The organism is Dietzia sp. UCD-THP, from assembly GCF_000349585.1.
GTDB classification, from domain to species: domain Bacteria; phylum Actinomycetota; class Actinomycetes; order Mycobacteriales; family Mycobacteriaceae; genus Dietzia; species Dietzia natronolimnaea_A.
Map to the genome: position 1 here is coordinate 123,935 of NZ_AOSR01000008.1, position 13,860 is coordinate 137,794.

Here is a 13,860-nt window from a genome sequence, read left to right on the forward strand (position 1 = left end):
GGACACGGAGCACCATGAGATTCGCACTCGACCCCGAGATCACCGACTTCGCGGCGAGCATCGACTCGCTGCTGACACGGTCCGACCTGCCGTCGGTCATCCGCGCCTGGAGCGCGGGCGACACCGGCCCCGGCACCACCGTGTGGGGCAGGGTCGCCGAGACCGGCGCCGCAGCCCTGCTCATCGACGAGGACGCCGGCGGGGCCGGGGCCACCGCCGTCGAGGCCGTCGTCGCACTGGAGGTCCTGGGGCGCCACGCCGTCCCCGGGCCGGTCGTCGAGACCGTGATGGTGGCGCCCCGCATCGCGGCGGCGCTCCACGGGACAGCGCCGGACATCGCGGCCGAGCTCGCCGGCGGCGCCCCGGCCTCGGTCGCCGTCCCGGGTGTCTCCCCGTTCGCACCGGACGCCCATGTCGCCGCGCACCTGTGGGTCGCCGACGACGACACCGTGTTCACCGGCGAGGCCGGCGAGGCCCGTCGCTCGGTCGACCGCGCGCGCACCGTCACCACCGCGACCCGCGGCGAGCAGGTGGGCTCGGCGAGCACCGTCGACCTGGTCAACCACGGTGCGCTCGGGACGGCCGCCCAGCTCATGGGCCTCGGGCAGGCGATGCTCGACATGAGCGTCGCCTACGCCACGCAGCGCTCGCAGTACGGCAAGCTCATCGGCCAGTACCAGGCGCTCAAGCACCAGCTCGCCGAGGTCGCGATAGCGCTCGAGATGGCCCGACCCCTGCTGTGGGCCGGCGCCCTGGCCCTCTCCGAGAACCCCGACGACCCGGCGGCGGCGGTCCGCGACGTCTCCGCCGCCCGCGTGGCCGTCGCCGACGCCGCCTACCTCTCCGCCCGCACGGCGCTGCAGATCCACGGGGCGATCGGCTACACCCTCGAGCACGATCTGGGGCTCCTGCTCACCAAGACCCGTGCGCTGCAGACGGCGTGGGGCACACAGGCTTACCACCGCGGGCGCGTCCTGGACTGCCTGGAGAGCGCGCGATGACCGAGCCCACCGCCTCACCCACCGCCTCCCCCGGCGTCGACACCGAGGAGCAGGCCGCGCTCCGGCAGTCGGTCGCCGCGCTCCTGGACAAGCGCTCCGACCCGGCGGCCGTGCGGGCGGCCATGGCCTCCGAACACGGCCACGACCCCGCCCTGTGGTCGACCCTCGTCGAGCAGATCGGCGTCGCCGCGCTGTCGATCCCCGAGCGGTACGACGGTGCCGGCGCCACCTGGGTCGAGACCCATCTGGTCTGCGAGGAACTGGGCCGACGGCTCACCCCCTCCCCCCTGCTCGGCTCGGCGGTGCTCGCCGCCCAGGCGGTGCTGGCCACCGGCGACGACGCGGCATGCGCCCGGATCCTGCCCGGGATCGCCGCCGGCGAGCAGGCGGCGCTGTGCTGGGCGTCGGAGGGCGGCTGGGCGACTCCGGGCGTCAGGGCGTCCGGAGACGACGTTCCCACCCTCAGCGGCACGGCCCACCACGTCCTGGGCGCCGACACCGCCTCCACGCTGCTCGTCGTGGCGATCTCGGGCGGGGACGTGGGCCTGTTCGAGGTGCCCGCCGGCACCCCCGGCGTCACCGTGACCCGGGTCCCCGTCATGGACCCCACCCGCACCCTGTCGCGAGTGGAGTTCGACGGCGCCGTGGCCACCGCGATCGCCACCCGCCCCAGCTTCCTGGCCCGACTCCGCGCAGCCGGGTGGGCGGCGATCTCGGCCGAGCAGGTCGGCGCCGCGCGCGCCGCCCTCGACGCGACGGTGCGGTACACGCAGGAGCGCACGCAGTTCGGCCGGACCATCGGCTCGTTCCAGGCCCTCAAGCACCGCATGGCCGACATGTACGTCAGGGCCGAGACCGCGGCGTCGCTGTCCTACTCGGCCGCGGCGATGGTCGCCGCGGCGCAGTCCCCCGGGGACGGGCCCGACTCCGACGACGCCGCCTACGCCGCCGAGATCGAGGCCGCCGCGGCCAAGGTGTACTGCTCCGAGGCTTTGCAGTGGATCACCGGCGAGGCCATCCAGCTCCACGGCGGGGTCGGGATCACGTGGGAGTACGACGTTCACCTGTACTTCAAGCGGGCCCACGGCACAGCTCAACTGCTCGGCCAACCCCACGAGATCCTGACGGCGCTCGAGGTGGCCGCGGGCCTCTAGAATCACCTGCATGAGCCCCTTCCCCGAGCACGGACGGACCAACGACCAACGACTCGCCGAGGACCTGGCGGCACAGGCCGGACGGCTGCTCACCGATCTGAGGGTCTCTCGCGTGGCCCCGGAGGAACTGGGCGACTTCGCCGAAGGCGAGGCCCGGGCCGTGATCGTGGACCGGCTCGCGGTGGCCCGCCCCGACGACCTGGTCTTCGGCGAATGGAACCCGGAGTCGCGGGAGCGCCTGGAAGCCGAGCGGGTGTGGATGATCGACCCGCTGGACGGTGTCAGCTCGTACTGCACCCCGGGGCGCCCCGACTGGGCGGTCCACGTGGCCCTCTGGGAGCGCGGACCCGACGGCACCGGCGGGATCACCGCCTGCGCGATCGCGATGCCCGCGTACGGGCGGGTGATCACCGGCCGTGGCGCCACCACCTATCAGCCGATCTCCATCATCCGCGGACCGCGCCCCGGCCCGTTGGTCCCCCCGCGCGAGGACGACCGCCTGCGTATCGCCGTCTCGGAGGCCGATCCGCCGGCCTTCGCGGAGGAGCTCGCCGAGACCCTCGGCGCCTCGCTCGCCCGCCTCGGCTCGGGCGGGGGCAAGACCGCCACCGTGGTGGAGGACGAGTGCGACGCCTACATCCACACCAGCGGCCACCACCAGTGGGACTCCGCGGCCACGTACGGGGTGGTGCGCCAGCGCGGACTGCACGCGAGCCGACTCGACGGCTCCGAGCTGGTCTACAACGTCGAGGAGAACGAGTTCCCCGACCTGCTCGTGTGCAAGGAGGACGTCGCGGACCGCATCATCGAGGCGGCGCGGGCGTACCTCTGACCCGGTACCGCTATCCCTCCAGGCCCCGGTAGCCGTCGAACCGCTCGGCGACCTGGTCCTCGCTGAGCCCGTAGTCGGCGAGCGTGTAGCGGTGTGCGGGCGCCCGGTCGCCGGACAGACTCCGGGCGTTCTCCGCCTCGACCGCCTCGCGCACGCCCTCGTCGAGCTCGGTACCGACCGCGGAGTACACCCGTTCGACCACTCCCGCCGGGTCCTCGATGAGCTCCCTGTGGTTGACGTCCACGAACGTCGCCCGCGAGCCCGGGTCGGCCTCGTGCCGGGCCCGCACCGCGTCGAACTCGGACACGCCCCGCGCCCACAGGTCGAGCTGCGAGGATCCGATGTATTCCGGGGTGAACCGGGTCGACCAGTCCGCGGCGGTCCGGTGCGCCAGCGAGAACATGGACGCCATGGACTTGCGCGGATCGCGGTGGGTCTGCACCACCACGGCGTCGGGGTACACCTCGAGGAGCGCGTCCAGCGCGAACAGGTGACTGGGGTTCTTGAGCACCCAGCGGCGACCGGGGTCGTCCGCACCGATCAACTGCAGGTTCCGCTTGTGCCGCCTATACGCGGGGACCCAGTCCACGCTCTGTAGCCATGTCGAATACCCGTCGAGCCTGACAAGGCATTCGTACGAGGCCGACGTCGCGGACTGGCGGAGCAGCTGCCAGCACTCCTCCAGGTCGTCGGCGGAGATGTAGTGCACCCCTCCGTAGTCGGGGTTCTCCGACATGAACCCGGCGTACAGGTCGCGCAGGCCGCGGTAGGTGGGGTCGTCCTCCCACTGCTCCCGAGGCGGCCGCGGCTTGGGCACCTCCGTGAGCCACAGCTCGAGCCCCTGGTTGGCGGGGTCGGCGCCGAGGAGCCGGTGCAGCGCCGTGGTCCCGGTCCGGGGCAACCCGGTGACGACGACGGGCCGCACGATCTCGATGTCCGCCTGGGCCGGGTCCGCCGCGAAGCCCGCCTGGGAGACGAGCCGCGCCACCATCGCGCCCTTGAGCACCGACCGCCAGTACTTGCTCCCGGCCGGGGTGAGACCGGCATCGGAGTGCAGGGAGTCCAGCAGCACGCCCAACGCCTCGCGGTGGTGGTCCGGACCCTCACCGAAGTCCTCCAGTCCGATGGCCCGGGAGGCGCTCGCGTGCAGGTCCTCGACGGTCCCGACGTGGACCCTCTCGTCGTCGGTCACGGCCGATCCGGTCATGAGAGTCCTCTCCGCGCGAACGCGTCCTGCCGCGCGGCGATACGCTCGCGCCACTGCTCGGGGCTCACCCGCTGGGCGTCGGAGCCGGGGACCTCGCCGGCGAGCTGGTCGAACGGCACCACCTTCACCGCCGGACCGAGCTCCGGGGTGATGGGCTCGCTCACCCGCTGCCACCGGAACTGCATGATGCCCTCGCGGTGCCCCAGGGTCTCGATCCAGTTGGCCAGCCCGGGGTCCCGGTCGGCCACGACGAGGTGGATCATCCCGTCCTCGTCGACGTGTGCCTGGTCGGCGGTGAGACTCGTCTGGTGATGGACGTAGTCGAGCGAGGCGTACCACATGTTGCCCAGCTGGAACCCCTGGTAGGGAACCCCCGCGACGGGCACGGAGATCACCATGGCCTCGTCGGCCCCGAGCTCGAAGACCCCGGCCGAGGAGAACTGGGTGGTGAGCCTACCGGGGGTCTGCCGGGGCTCGTTCAGCGTGTTGCGTTCCTGGTCACCGAAGAACCACTCCGGGAACGCTATCCATGTCCGCAGCCTCCCGATGAGCGCCTGGGCGAGCTTGGCGTAGAACTTCTCCTGCCCTGCGAGCGTCACCGGCTCCGGCGCGGTGCCCACCGTGTCGACCCTGCGAAGGATGGCCGACCCGGCCACCTCACGGCTCCAGTCGGAGTACACCTCGCGGACGGCGATCATGGACGACCCCGGGTGCAGTACCACGTAGCCGGAGTCGCCCTCGTCGTCGTCGTGCCGTGGTGGCCCCAGACGGAAGCGATACCGACCGTCGTCGTCGATCTCGAGAGCACGGTCGTCGAACGCGGCGTGCGACGCGGCGCGTTCATCGGCCGAGTACGTCCCGGCCATGACCTGGAACGACAGGTCCGCGGTGGTGCCGCGACGGCCCTCGATCACGTACTCGGCGCTGTCGGCGAGGTTGGCGTAGAAGTACAGGGTGTCCGGGTTGTCCAGGCCCATCTTGGTGTACGGACCCGTGGCCTGGAACAGCTGCGGGTGCGTGCGTCCGCGGTGCTGACCGGTCTCGATGGCACCGCGAATGGTCCCGAGCAGATAGTCGAGCCCCTCCGCCACGTCCTCCTCGGTCCGCACGTGCGGCGCCGACCGGATGATCTCCTCCGCCTCGGCCAGCGCTCGGGCCAGGGGCGCCGTCGCTCCCGCCGCCCCGTCCATCGCGCCGCTCACAGCCACGTGTACGAGTCGGCGGACGTGATGAAGTTCTCGAGTTCTTCCTGCTCAGGCGTCGGATCCACGACGTCCTCCTCGATACTCAGATACGCACCGCGGTAGAACAACAGCGGCCGGACGTCCCGCTCGGTCGGTCCGAGGTGGGCGACCCGTCCCAGGACGATCCAGTGGTCCCCACCGTCGAGAACCTGGTCGATCTCACAGTCCAACCAGGCCATCACGCCGTCGATCACCGGCGACCCGAGCGGGCTCGGTGACCAGTCGATGGACGCGAACTTGTCGTCGCCGCGACGGCCGAATGTGGAGGAGACGCCCTCCTGCTCCTCGGAGAGGATGTTGACGCAGAACCTGCCGGCCGCCTCGATCCCCTTCCACGAGCCGGACGTCTTCATCGGGCAGAACAGCACCAGGGGCGGTTCGAGGGAGAGGGCGGAGAAGGACTGGCAGGCGAAACCGACCGGGGCGTCGTCCGTGACCGCCGTGATGACGGTGATCCCGGTACAGAACTGGCCGAGTGCGTCGCGCAGTTCCCGGTTGGAGAAGCTCTGCCCCTCCGGGGGGTGGTCGGTGCTGCTCATCTGAAGTCGGTCCTCCCTGGACTCGGTCGTGCGCGGGCGTCATCGGGCGTCCCGGGCTCAGCTGGTCGACAACCCTGCTGCCCGGGAAACCAGCCTAGGCTCCTACTTGAAGCCCACGGAGAAATCGTGGCCCCACAGGCTCACCGCCGTGGACTCCCGCGCGACCCAGTCCGCATCGTCGACCTGCACGCCCTCGCAGCCGTACTCGCAGTCGAAACCACCGGGCGTCTTCATGTAGAAGCTGAGCATCTTGTCGTTGACGTGACGACCGAGCGAGGCCGACATCCTGACCTTCTTGCGCAGCGCCCGGTCCAGCGCCAGCCCCACGTCGTCGGCCGACGCGACCTCGACCATGAGATGGATGATCCCGGTCGGGTTGGGGAAGGGCGTGAACGCCAGGGAGTGGTGGCGGGGGTTGCAGCCGAGGAAGCGCAGCCAGGCGGGTTCCCCGTCGGCCGGGCGACCCACGATCTCCGGCGGCAGGCTCATCGAGTCACGGAGGGCGAACCCGAGGACGTCCCGGTAGAACTCCAGCGCCGCCGCCTCGTCCGGGGTGGAGAGCACGATGTGGCCCGCCCCCTGGTCGCCGGTGACGAACTCGTGGCCGTAGGGCGTGGGGATGCGGCGGTGCTGGAGCGCGATGGTGTGGTAGATCTCCAGCGTGAACCCGGCGGGGTCCTGACAGGTGATCAGTCCGCGCACCTTCCGGTCCCGCTTCACCTCGTCCGGGGCCTCCTCCCAGGGCACCCCGGCGGCGTCGAGACGTCGCCTGACGTCGTCGAGTTCCGCCTCGTTCGCGCACTCCCAGCCCACCGCGGCGAGCGTGTCCTCCGGCCCGGGGACGATGATCCACCGGTGCGGGTTCTCGTCCATACGGAAGTAGAGCACCTCGGGGTCGTCGCCCCTGCCCTCGACGAACCCGAGCACCTTGGTGCCGTACTCGCGCCAGGCCTCCATGTCGGTCGCGTAGATGCGCACATACCCGAAATTGCTTATCGCCATGCCAGTCAGTCCTCTCGATCCGCTAGGGCGGATCAGACCATCGAGTCCGCGACCTTTTCGCCGAACTCGTTCTGTCCGTACATGATGTACGCCTTGGTCGCCTCGTTGGCCGCGTGGACCCGACCGGCGTTGGCGTCGCGCCAGAACCGCTGGATCGGCGAGGTGTCCTCGAGCGCCCGCGCACCGGAGTTCTGGAACAGCAACCCGATCGCGTCGATGGCCCGCTGGGTGGCGCGGACCTGGTCTCGGCGGGCCCGGGTGCGGATGTCCATCCCCGGGAAGTCGCCGGCCTTGATCAGATCCATCTCCTCGCGGACGTTCCGCATGAGCTGCAGCCACGCGGCGTCGATGTCCCCGGCGGCCTCGGCGAGCCGGACCTTGGCGAACGAGTCGTCCTTGGCCTTGGTGCCGAACGCGGCACGGACCCGGGCGCGCTGGTGCTCGCGGTGGACCTCGTAGCATCCGAACGCCATCCCGACGATCGGCGTGGAGATGGTGGTGGGGTGGATGGTGCCCCACGGCATCCGGTAGATCGGATTGGTGTTGACCTCCAGACCCGGGCTGGTCGTGTTGGCCATGTCTCCGAAGGACAGCACCCGGTGCGCGGGGATGAGCGCGTCGGAGATCAGGATGTCGTTGGACCCGGTGCCCTTGAGGCCGGCGACGTGCCAGACGTCGAGGATCTCGTACTGCGATTTCTCGACCAGGAAGGTGCAGAAATCGATCATCTTGCCGTTGCCGTCGAGGACGGGACCGCCGACGAACACCCAGTCGGCGTGGTCACAGCCCGAGGACCAGGACCACTTGCCGTTGAGGTGGTACCCGTCGTCGTTCTTCGTGGCCGCACCCATCGGGGCGTAGGACGACGAGATACGGACGGTGGTGTCCGACCCCCACACGTCCTCCTGCGCCTGCTGGGGAAACAGGGCCAGGTGCCAGTTGTGGATCCCCAGGATGCTCGCGCACCACCCGGTGGACGGGCACGCGGAGGCAATGGTCATGGCGGCCGTGTAGAAGGCCTCCATGTCCGCCTCGTATCCGCCCCACTGGGCGGGCTGGCAGAGCTTGAAGAAACCGGCCTCGTCGAGCTCCGCGATGTTCTGCGGATGGACCCGACGCAGGTCCTCGGTCTCCTGCGCACGCTCGGCGAAACCGGGCAGCAGTGCTTTGATCCGGTCGATGACCTCGTGGTTGGCGTGCTCGCTCATGTGATCCCTCTCTGGCTTCTGTAGGCCGCTTGACCCTAGACTAGAACACGTTACAGTTTTGCACCAGACCACATCCCTCGGATTGCAGGCTATGGCACCCCGTGCCAGCGCCGACGGGGATTGGTTGTGACCGGCAACCCGATTCTATAACCTGTTCTCATCCGGCTCATGCCCTCAGGAGGATCATCATGACCGCAACCGGCTCGGCCACCGGAGCTGTCCGCGAGATCGACACGGGGGAGACCCGGGAACGCTACGCGCGCGGGTGGCATTGCATCGGCACCGTCAAGGAGTTCAGCGACGGTAAACCGCACTCCATCCAGGCGTTCGGCACCAAGCTCGTCGTGTGGGCGGACGACCAGGGCGAGGTCAAGGTCCTCGACGCCTACTGTCGCCACCTCGGAGGCGACCTCTCCGACGGGGAGGTCAAGGACGGCAACATCGCGTGCCCGTTCCATGACTGGCGGTGGGGTGGCGACGGAAAGTGCAAGGGCATCCCCTACGCCAAGCGGGTCCCCCTGCGCGCCAGGACCCGCGCGTGGACCACGAACATCCAGTCCGGTCAGGTCTTCGTCTGGCACGACCACGAGGGCAACCCTCCCCGCGACGAGGACGCGATCCCGGTGGTCGCCGAGTACGGCACCGATGCGTGGACCGACTGGGAGTGGAACCGCCTCGTGATCGAGGGGTCGAACTGCATGGAGATCGTCGACAACGTCGTCGACATGGCGCACTTCTACTACATCCACTTCGCGTTCCCGACGTACTTCAAGAACGTCTTCGAGGGTCAGACCGCCACCCAGTACCTCAACACCAAGGGTCGGCCGGATCACGATCCGACCGGCGGCAAGTACGGGGACACCCTCCTCGAGTCCGAGGCGTCCTACTTCGGCCCCGCGTACATGATCAACCCCCTCAAGCAGATGTACGGCGACTTCGAGACCGAAGCCATCCTCATCAACTGTCACTACCCGATCGACCAGAACTCGTTCGTGTTGATGTACGGGCTCTCGGTGAAGAAGCCCGCGGGCTTCGACGACGCGACCTCCGCCAAGATGGCCGCGAAGATCGCCACGTTCTTCGGCGAGGGGTTCCTCCAGGACGTCCGGATCTGGCAGCGCAAGTCCCAGATCGCGAACCCGTTGCTGTGCGAGGAGGACGGCCCCGTCTACCAGCTCCGCCGCTGGTACGAGCAGTTCTACGTGGACCGGGACAAGGTCGAGCCCGAGATGCAGGAGCGTTTCGAGTTCGAGGTCGACACCACCGCCGCCAACACGTACTGGGAGAGCGAGGTCGCCGAGAACCTGCGCAAGCAGGCGGCGGGCGAGGCCGAGACCTCGGACGAACAGACCCAGTACACCGGCATGGCCGAGGTCGCCGGGGAGGCGAGCGCCTCCCGAGCGGAGACCTGATGTTCAAGCAACACGACTCGCGGCGCGCCCCCACCTGGGATCAGTCCGACCCGGCGCGCGCCGCGCGGCTGCACGGCGACACGGACCTCGACCGCGAGACCTACACCCGGGCGGGCTTCCAGCCCGTGGAATGCCGCGCGTGCGGCACCTGCGCATCAGTTCGGAAGAACAGCGAGAAGCACACCTCGATCCAGTGGACCGCGGGCAGTGACCGCGCGTGCCCCGTGCTCACCGACTGGCGAGCGGGCGGGGAACGACCGCAGGGCGAGGACACCTGCCCCCGGATGCTCGCGAGCATCCGGTACGCCTTCGCAGAGGGTCTGATCACGCTCGCCGACGGCGTCGATCCAGCTGACACCGATCACATGGTCAACCCTCTGTACGTCCCGGAGTAGGACGCCCCCGAGTGATCTCCCGCACCGCCTCACGCAAGCGATAGGCTCCCAACCCATGACCGCCACCCCACAACTCGGCTCCTTCGTGCGCGAACTCTCGATCGCCGAGGTGATCGAGGAGACGGCCGACGCGAAGTCGATCGTCTTCGAGATCCCGGCCGGCGCGGAGGACGATTTCCGGTACACCCCCGGCCAGTTCCTCACCCTGCGGATCCCCAGCGACCAGACCGGGTCCGTGGCGCGCTGCTACTCCCTGTCGAGCTCCCCCACCGAGGACTCTCGTCTCAAGGTGACCGTCAAACGTACGGTCGACGGCTACGGATCCAACTGGCTGTGCGACAACGCCGAGGTCGGCATGTCCATGCACGTCCTGGCACCGTCGGGCATCTTCACGCCCAAGAACCTCGACCAGGACTTCATCCTCCTGGCTGCCGGCTCCGGCGTCACCCCGGTCATGTCGATCCTCAAGTCCGCGCTCGCCCAGGGCACCGGCCACATCGTCATGGTCTACGCCAACCGCGACGAGAAGTCCGTGATCTTCAAGGACGAGCTGCAGACCCTGCAGCGGGAGAACCCCGATCGACTCACCGTCCTGCACTGGCTCGAGTCGGTGTCAGGCATCCCCTCCCCCGAGATGATCGGCAACCTCCTGCACCCGGTCGCGACCAAGCGCCAGTCCTACATCTGCGGCCCGGCGCCGTTCATGGAGACCGTCAAGGACGGCCTCCGCCGCGCGGGAGCCGACATGCACCTCATCCACACCGAGGCGTTCTCCTCGATCGAGGGCGACCCGTTCGCCGAGATCGTGATCGATGATTCTCCTGGCGACGACGGCGCCGGGCCGGCGACGGCGATCGTCGAACTCGACGACGAGACCCACGAGGTCTCGTGGCCCCGCAACACCCCGCTGCTCGACGTGCTGCTGTCCAAGGGGATCAAGGCACCGTTCTCCTGCCGCAAAGGCGAGTGCTCCGCCTGCGCCTGCGTCCTGAAGTCCGGCGAGGTCGAGATGATCCACAACGGGATCCTCGATCCGGAGGAGGTCGAGGAGGGGTACGTGCTCAGTTGCCAGCTCCTGCCCAAGACCGATCGTGTCGAAGTCTCGTACTCCGAGTGACACACTCCGGGGTGTGAACCACCCCCTCGTCACCTTCACCTCCAGGTACGGCTCCACCCGCCGCTACGCGCACGCGCTCGCCGAGACGCTCGATACGCGCGCCGTGGACCTCGCGTCGATGAGGGACGCGGCCTCCGCCGACCCGTTGATCGTCCTCGCTCCCCAGTACGTCACGACCATCCTCGGGCGACGGCGCATCATCCGGGCGATCCGATCGGCTCCGGGCCGTACGGCGCTCGTCGTCGTCGCCCTCTCCCCCGCCGACGATCCCGGGCGCGGCGCCCTCGCGCAGAAGCTCGTCGCGGCCACCGGCCGCGCGGTCACGGTCTTCCAGTTGCGCGGGGACCTCGACCCGGACCGGCTGCGGTGGTGGGATCGGGTGCTCATGGCCGCGCTGCGCAGAGAGTTGCGCAGGACCCCGGACGAACCGGTGGCCCGCCTGCTGCTGCCACGTGAGCGGGTGGAGCTGGTCGACGAGTCCACCCTGGGGCCGATCGTGGACTGGGTGCAGCGGCGCGAGTCCTAGAATCCGGCCTGCTCCTTCTGGATCTCCAACGCGATGTCGATGAGCTGGTCCTCCTGGCCTCCCACCAGGCGGCGCTCGCCCGCGCGGATGAGGATCTCCGACGACGGCACGCCGTACCGGTTCGCGTGCCCCTCGGCGTGCTTGAGGAACGACGAGTAGCACCCCGCGTAGCCGAGCATCAATGCCGACCGGTCGACGACGCACTCCGTGGGCATGAGCGGTCGAACAACGTCCTCGGCGGCATCGGCGATCTTGAAGAAGTCCACGCCGGTGGTGATGCCGAGCTTGTCGCACACGCCGACCAGTGCCTCTACCGGGGTATTGCCGGCTCCGGCTCCGAAGCGGCGCGTCGAGCCGTCGATCTGCTGCGCACCGGCGCGGATCGCCATGATCGAGTTGCCGACGCCGACGTCCAGATTCTCGTGTCCGTGGAATCCGACCTGGGCGTCGTCGCCGAGTTCGGCGACCAGCGCGGCGACCCGGTCGGAGACCTGGTCCATGACGAGCGCGCCGGCGGAGTCGACGATGTAGACGCACTGGCACCCGGCGTCGGCCATGATGCGAGCCTGCTTGGCGAGCACCTCCGGCGGCTGGGTGTGGCTCATCATGAGGAACCCGACGGTCTCGAGGCCGAGCTCGCGGGCGTAGCCGAAGTGCTGGATCGAGACGTCGGCCTCGGTGCAGTGTGTGGCGACGCGGCAGATCGATCCGCCGTTGTCGCGAGCCGCGAGGATGTCGTCCTTGATCCCCAGTCCCGGCAGGGTGAGGAAGGCGATCTTGGCCTGCGTGGCGGTCTCGGCCGCGACCCTGATGAGGTCCTGGTCGTAGGACTTGGCGAAGCCGTAGTTGAAGGAGGCGCCGCCGAGCCCGTCACCGTGGGTGACCTCGATGACGGGGACCCCGGCGCCGTCGAGCGCGGCGACGACGTCGCGGACGTCGGAGATGGAGAACTGGTGGCGCTTGTGGTGCGAGCCGTCACGCAGCGACGAGTCGGTGATCCGGATGTCGAGTTCCGAGCTGTACGCGCGGGCGTCTGCGTTGTACGGGTTGGTCCTGTCCATGGTCCTCACACTCCGTGGGTGGTTGTCGCGAGCCTGGTCCTGGCGATGTCCTCGCCGACCTTCGTGGCGGCGGCGGTCATGATGTCGAGGTTGCCGGCGTACGGCGGGAGGAAGTCGCCGGCGCCCTCGACCTCGACGAAGATGGCGACCCGCGCCATCCCGCCGGTGATCTCGGTGGGCGGGTCGAACTGTGGCTCCTGGAGCAGCCGGTATCCGGGGACGTACTCCTGGATCTCCTTCTCGCGCTTGCGGATGGCGGTGGTGATGAGGTCCTGGTCCGCATCCTCGGGGATCGCGCAGAAGATGGTGTCGCGCATGATCATCGGCGGCTCGGCCGGGTTGAGGATGATGATCGCCTTGCCCCGCTTGGCGCCCCCGACCTTCTCGATGGCCAGCTTGGTGGTCTCGGTGAACTCGTCGATGTTCGCCCGGGTGCCCGGCCCCGCCGATTCGGAGGAGACGGAGGCGACGATCTCCGCGTACTCCACCGGGACGACCGAGGAGACAGCGTGGACCATCGGGATGGTGGCCTGGCCGCCGCAGGTGACCATGTTGTGGTTGGGCGCCTCGACGTGCTCGTGCAGGTTCGCGGGCGGGATGACCATGGGGCCCACCGCGGCGGGGGTGAGGTCGACGGCGGTGATGCCCGCGGCTTCGTAGCGGGGGGCGTAGGCCTTGTGGACGTAGGCGCTGGTGGCCTCGAACAGCAGGTCCGGCTTCTCGCCCCCCGCCTCGATCGAGTCGAGCAGCTCGTCGGCGCCACCCGACATGCAGGTCAGCCCGTGGTCGGCAGCGCGCCTCATCCCCTCGGACTCCGCGTCGATGCCGATCATCCACTTGGGCTCGATGAACTCGCTGCGCTCGAGCTTGTACATGAGGTCGGTGCCGATGTTTCCCGATCCCACTATCGCCGCGGTGAGCTTGGTCTTCACTGTCATGCCGTCAGTCTCTCGACGCCGACCGCCCACCACAATCGGGCGTGCCGTTCAGCGGCACACTCGGTGCGGTGGGTGCCCGACGACCCTGTCAGGCGGGGTGGGGGCGGTGGGCGCCGGGTGGGTTGGTGAGGTGGCCGTCGTCGGTGATGAGGCGGTCGAGGTGGTGGCGCCATCGGTGGTCGAGGATCCGGTCTCGGGCCTGTGCCAGGGGGCCGTGTGGGGTG

Annotated in this window: 14 protein-coding genes; 7 read left to right on the forward strand and 7 right to left on the reverse strand. The window is 69.4% G+C overall.

Features of this window, described 5'->3' with window-relative positions; translation table 11 throughout:
- Positions 1-14 precede the first annotated feature (14 nt).
- The 3 genes from H483_RS21885 to H483_RS21895 are packed head-to-tail and all read left to right on the forward strand — an operon-like array spanning position 15 to position 2,987.
- On the forward strand, positions 15-1,001 hold the full coding sequence (locus tag H483_RS21885) for an acyl-CoA dehydrogenase (RefSeq protein ID WP_017835378.1): 987 nt from the start codon (positions 15-17) through the stop codon (positions 999-1,001).
- Complete coding sequence (locus tag H483_RS21890; RefSeq protein WP_017835379.1) at positions 998-2,155, forward strand: acyl-CoA dehydrogenase family protein; 1,158 nt, start codon at positions 998-1,000, stop codon at positions 2,153-2,155. The genes H483_RS21885 and H483_RS21890 overlap by 4 nt, the downstream gene beginning before the upstream one ends.
- A gap of 10 nt (positions 2,156-2,165) precedes the next feature.
- A complete protein-coding gene (locus H483_RS21895; protein ID WP_017835380.1) occupies positions 2,166-2,987 on the forward strand; it encodes an inositol monophosphatase family protein in 822 nt (273 codons plus the stop codon).
- Between the two features lie 10 nt (positions 2,988-2,997).
- On the opposite strand, the gene H483_RS21900 is transcribed toward H483_RS21895, so the two are convergent.
- The 5 genes from H483_RS21900 to hsaA form a co-directional block, all read right to left on the reverse strand.
- The gene (locus H483_RS21900) at positions 2,998-4,194 is read right to left on the reverse strand and encodes a sulfotransferase (protein WP_017835381.1); all 1,197 of its coding nucleotides are present in this window, start codon (positions 4,192-4,194) and stop codon (positions 2,998-3,000) included.
- The gene (locus H483_RS21905; RefSeq protein ID WP_031264422.1) at positions 4,191-5,384 is read right to left on the reverse strand and encodes a hypothetical protein; all 1,194 of its coding nucleotides are present in this window, start codon (positions 5,382-5,384) and stop codon (positions 4,191-4,193) included. Before H483_RS21905 ends, H483_RS21900 begins: the two co-directional genes overlap by 4 nt.
- 8 nt (positions 5,385-5,392) lie before the next feature.
- Positions 5,393-5,977: a 3-hydroxy-9,10-secoandrosta-1,3,5(10)-triene-9,17-dione monooxygenase reductase subunit gene (hsaB, locus tag H483_RS21910; protein WP_017835383.1), complete on the reverse strand. Its 585-nt coding sequence runs from the start codon at positions 5,975-5,977 to the stop codon at positions 5,393-5,395.
- A 102-nt stretch (positions 5,978-6,079) separates the two neighbouring features.
- Positions 6,080-6,979: an iron-dependent extradiol dioxygenase HsaC gene (gene hsaC, locus H483_RS21915; protein WP_031264423.1), complete on the reverse strand. Its 900-nt coding sequence runs from the start codon at positions 6,977-6,979 to the stop codon at positions 6,080-6,082.
- 32 nt (positions 6,980-7,011) lie between these two features.
- Positions 7,012-8,187, reverse strand: a complete 1,176-nt coding sequence (gene hsaA, locus H483_RS21920) for a 3-hydroxy-9,10-secoandrosta-1,3,5(10)-triene-9,17-dione monooxygenase oxygenase subunit (RefSeq protein WP_017835385.1) — start codon at positions 8,185-8,187, stop codon at positions 7,012-7,014.
- 188 nt (positions 8,188-8,375) lie between these two features.
- Here hsaA and H483_RS21925 point away from each other — a divergent pair, with 188 nt between their 5' ends.
- From H483_RS21925 to H483_RS21940, 4 genes are read left to right on the forward strand one after another with little or no spacing between them, the layout of a single operon-like run.
- Positions 8,376-9,599 carry a Rieske 2Fe-2S domain-containing protein gene (locus H483_RS21925; RefSeq protein WP_017835386.1) on the forward strand — a complete coding sequence of 408 codons (1,224 nt, stop codon included), beginning with the start codon at positions 8,376-8,378 and terminating at the stop codon, positions 9,597-9,599.
- A complete protein-coding gene (locus H483_RS21930) occupies positions 9,599-9,994 on the forward strand; it encodes a hypothetical protein (protein ID WP_017835387.1) in 396 nt (131 codons plus the stop codon). Before H483_RS21925 ends, H483_RS21930 begins: the two co-directional genes overlap by 1 nt.
- 55 nt (positions 9,995-10,049) lie before the next feature.
- The gene (locus H483_RS21935) at positions 10,050-11,111 is read left to right on the forward strand and encodes a ferredoxin--NADP reductase (RefSeq protein ID WP_017835388.1); all 1,062 of its coding nucleotides are present in this window, start codon (positions 10,050-10,052) and stop codon (positions 11,109-11,111) included.
- A 13-nt stretch (positions 11,112-11,124) separates the two neighbouring features.
- Entirely contained in the window at positions 11,125-11,637 is a 513-nt protein-coding gene (locus tag H483_RS21940; protein WP_017835389.1) for a flavodoxin domain-containing protein, read from the forward strand.
- On the opposite strand, the gene dmpG is transcribed toward H483_RS21940, so the two are convergent.
- Positions 11,634-12,698, reverse strand: a complete 1,065-nt coding sequence (dmpG, locus tag H483_RS21945) for a 4-hydroxy-2-oxovalerate aldolase (RefSeq protein ID WP_017835390.1) — start codon at positions 12,696-12,698, stop codon at positions 11,634-11,636. The genes H483_RS21940 and dmpG overlap by 4 nt on opposite strands.
- Before the next feature lie 5 nt (positions 12,699-12,703).
- Positions 12,704-13,630, reverse strand: coding sequence for an acetaldehyde dehydrogenase (acetylating) (locus H483_RS21950; protein WP_305809407.1), 927 nt, complete (start codon positions 13,628-13,630; stop codon positions 12,704-12,706).
- Positions 13,631-13,860: the final 230 nt, after the last annotated feature.

Bases quoted from the DNA above. Each gene is read 5' to 3' on its own strand.
- H483_RS21885 (WP_017835378.1), top strand. From the start codon at position 15: ATGAGATTCGCACTCGACCCCGAGATCACCGACTTCGCGGCGAGCATC.
- H483_RS21890 (WP_017835379.1), top strand. From the start codon at position 998: ATGACCGAGCCCACCGCCTCACCCACCGCCTCCCCCGGCGTCGACACC.
- H483_RS21895 (WP_017835380.1), top strand. From the start codon at position 2,166: ATGAGCCCCTTCCCCGAGCACGGACGGACCAACGACCAACGACTCGCC.
- H483_RS21900 (WP_017835381.1), bottom strand. From the start codon at position 4,194: ATGACCGGATCGGCCGTGACCGACGACGAGAGGGTCCACGTCGGGACC.
- H483_RS21905 (WP_031264422.1), bottom strand. From the start codon at position 5,384: ATGGACGGGGCGGCGGGAGCGACGGCGCCCCTGGCCCGAGCGCTGGCC.
- hsaB (WP_017835383.1), bottom strand. From the start codon at position 5,977: ATGAGCAGCACCGACCACCCCCCGGAGGGGCAGAGCTTCTCCAACCGG.
- hsaC (WP_031264423.1), bottom strand. From the start codon at position 6,979: ATGGCGATAAGCAATTTCGGGTATGTGCGCATCTACGCGACCGACATG.
- hsaA (WP_017835385.1), bottom strand. From the start codon at position 8,187: ATGAGCGAGCACGCCAACCACGAGGTCATCGACCGGATCAAAGCACTG.
- H483_RS21925 (WP_017835386.1), top strand. From the start codon at position 8,376: ATGACCGCAACCGGCTCGGCCACCGGAGCTGTCCGCGAGATCGACACG.
- H483_RS21930 (WP_017835387.1), top strand. From the start codon at position 9,599: ATGTTCAAGCAACACGACTCGCGGCGCGCCCCCACCTGGGATCAGTCC.
- H483_RS21935 (WP_017835388.1), top strand. From the start codon at position 10,050: ATGACCGCCACCCCACAACTCGGCTCCTTCGTGCGCGAACTCTCGATC.
- dmpG (WP_017835390.1), bottom strand. From the start codon at position 12,698: ATGGACAGGACCAACCCGTACAACGCAGACGCCCGCGCGTACAGCTCG.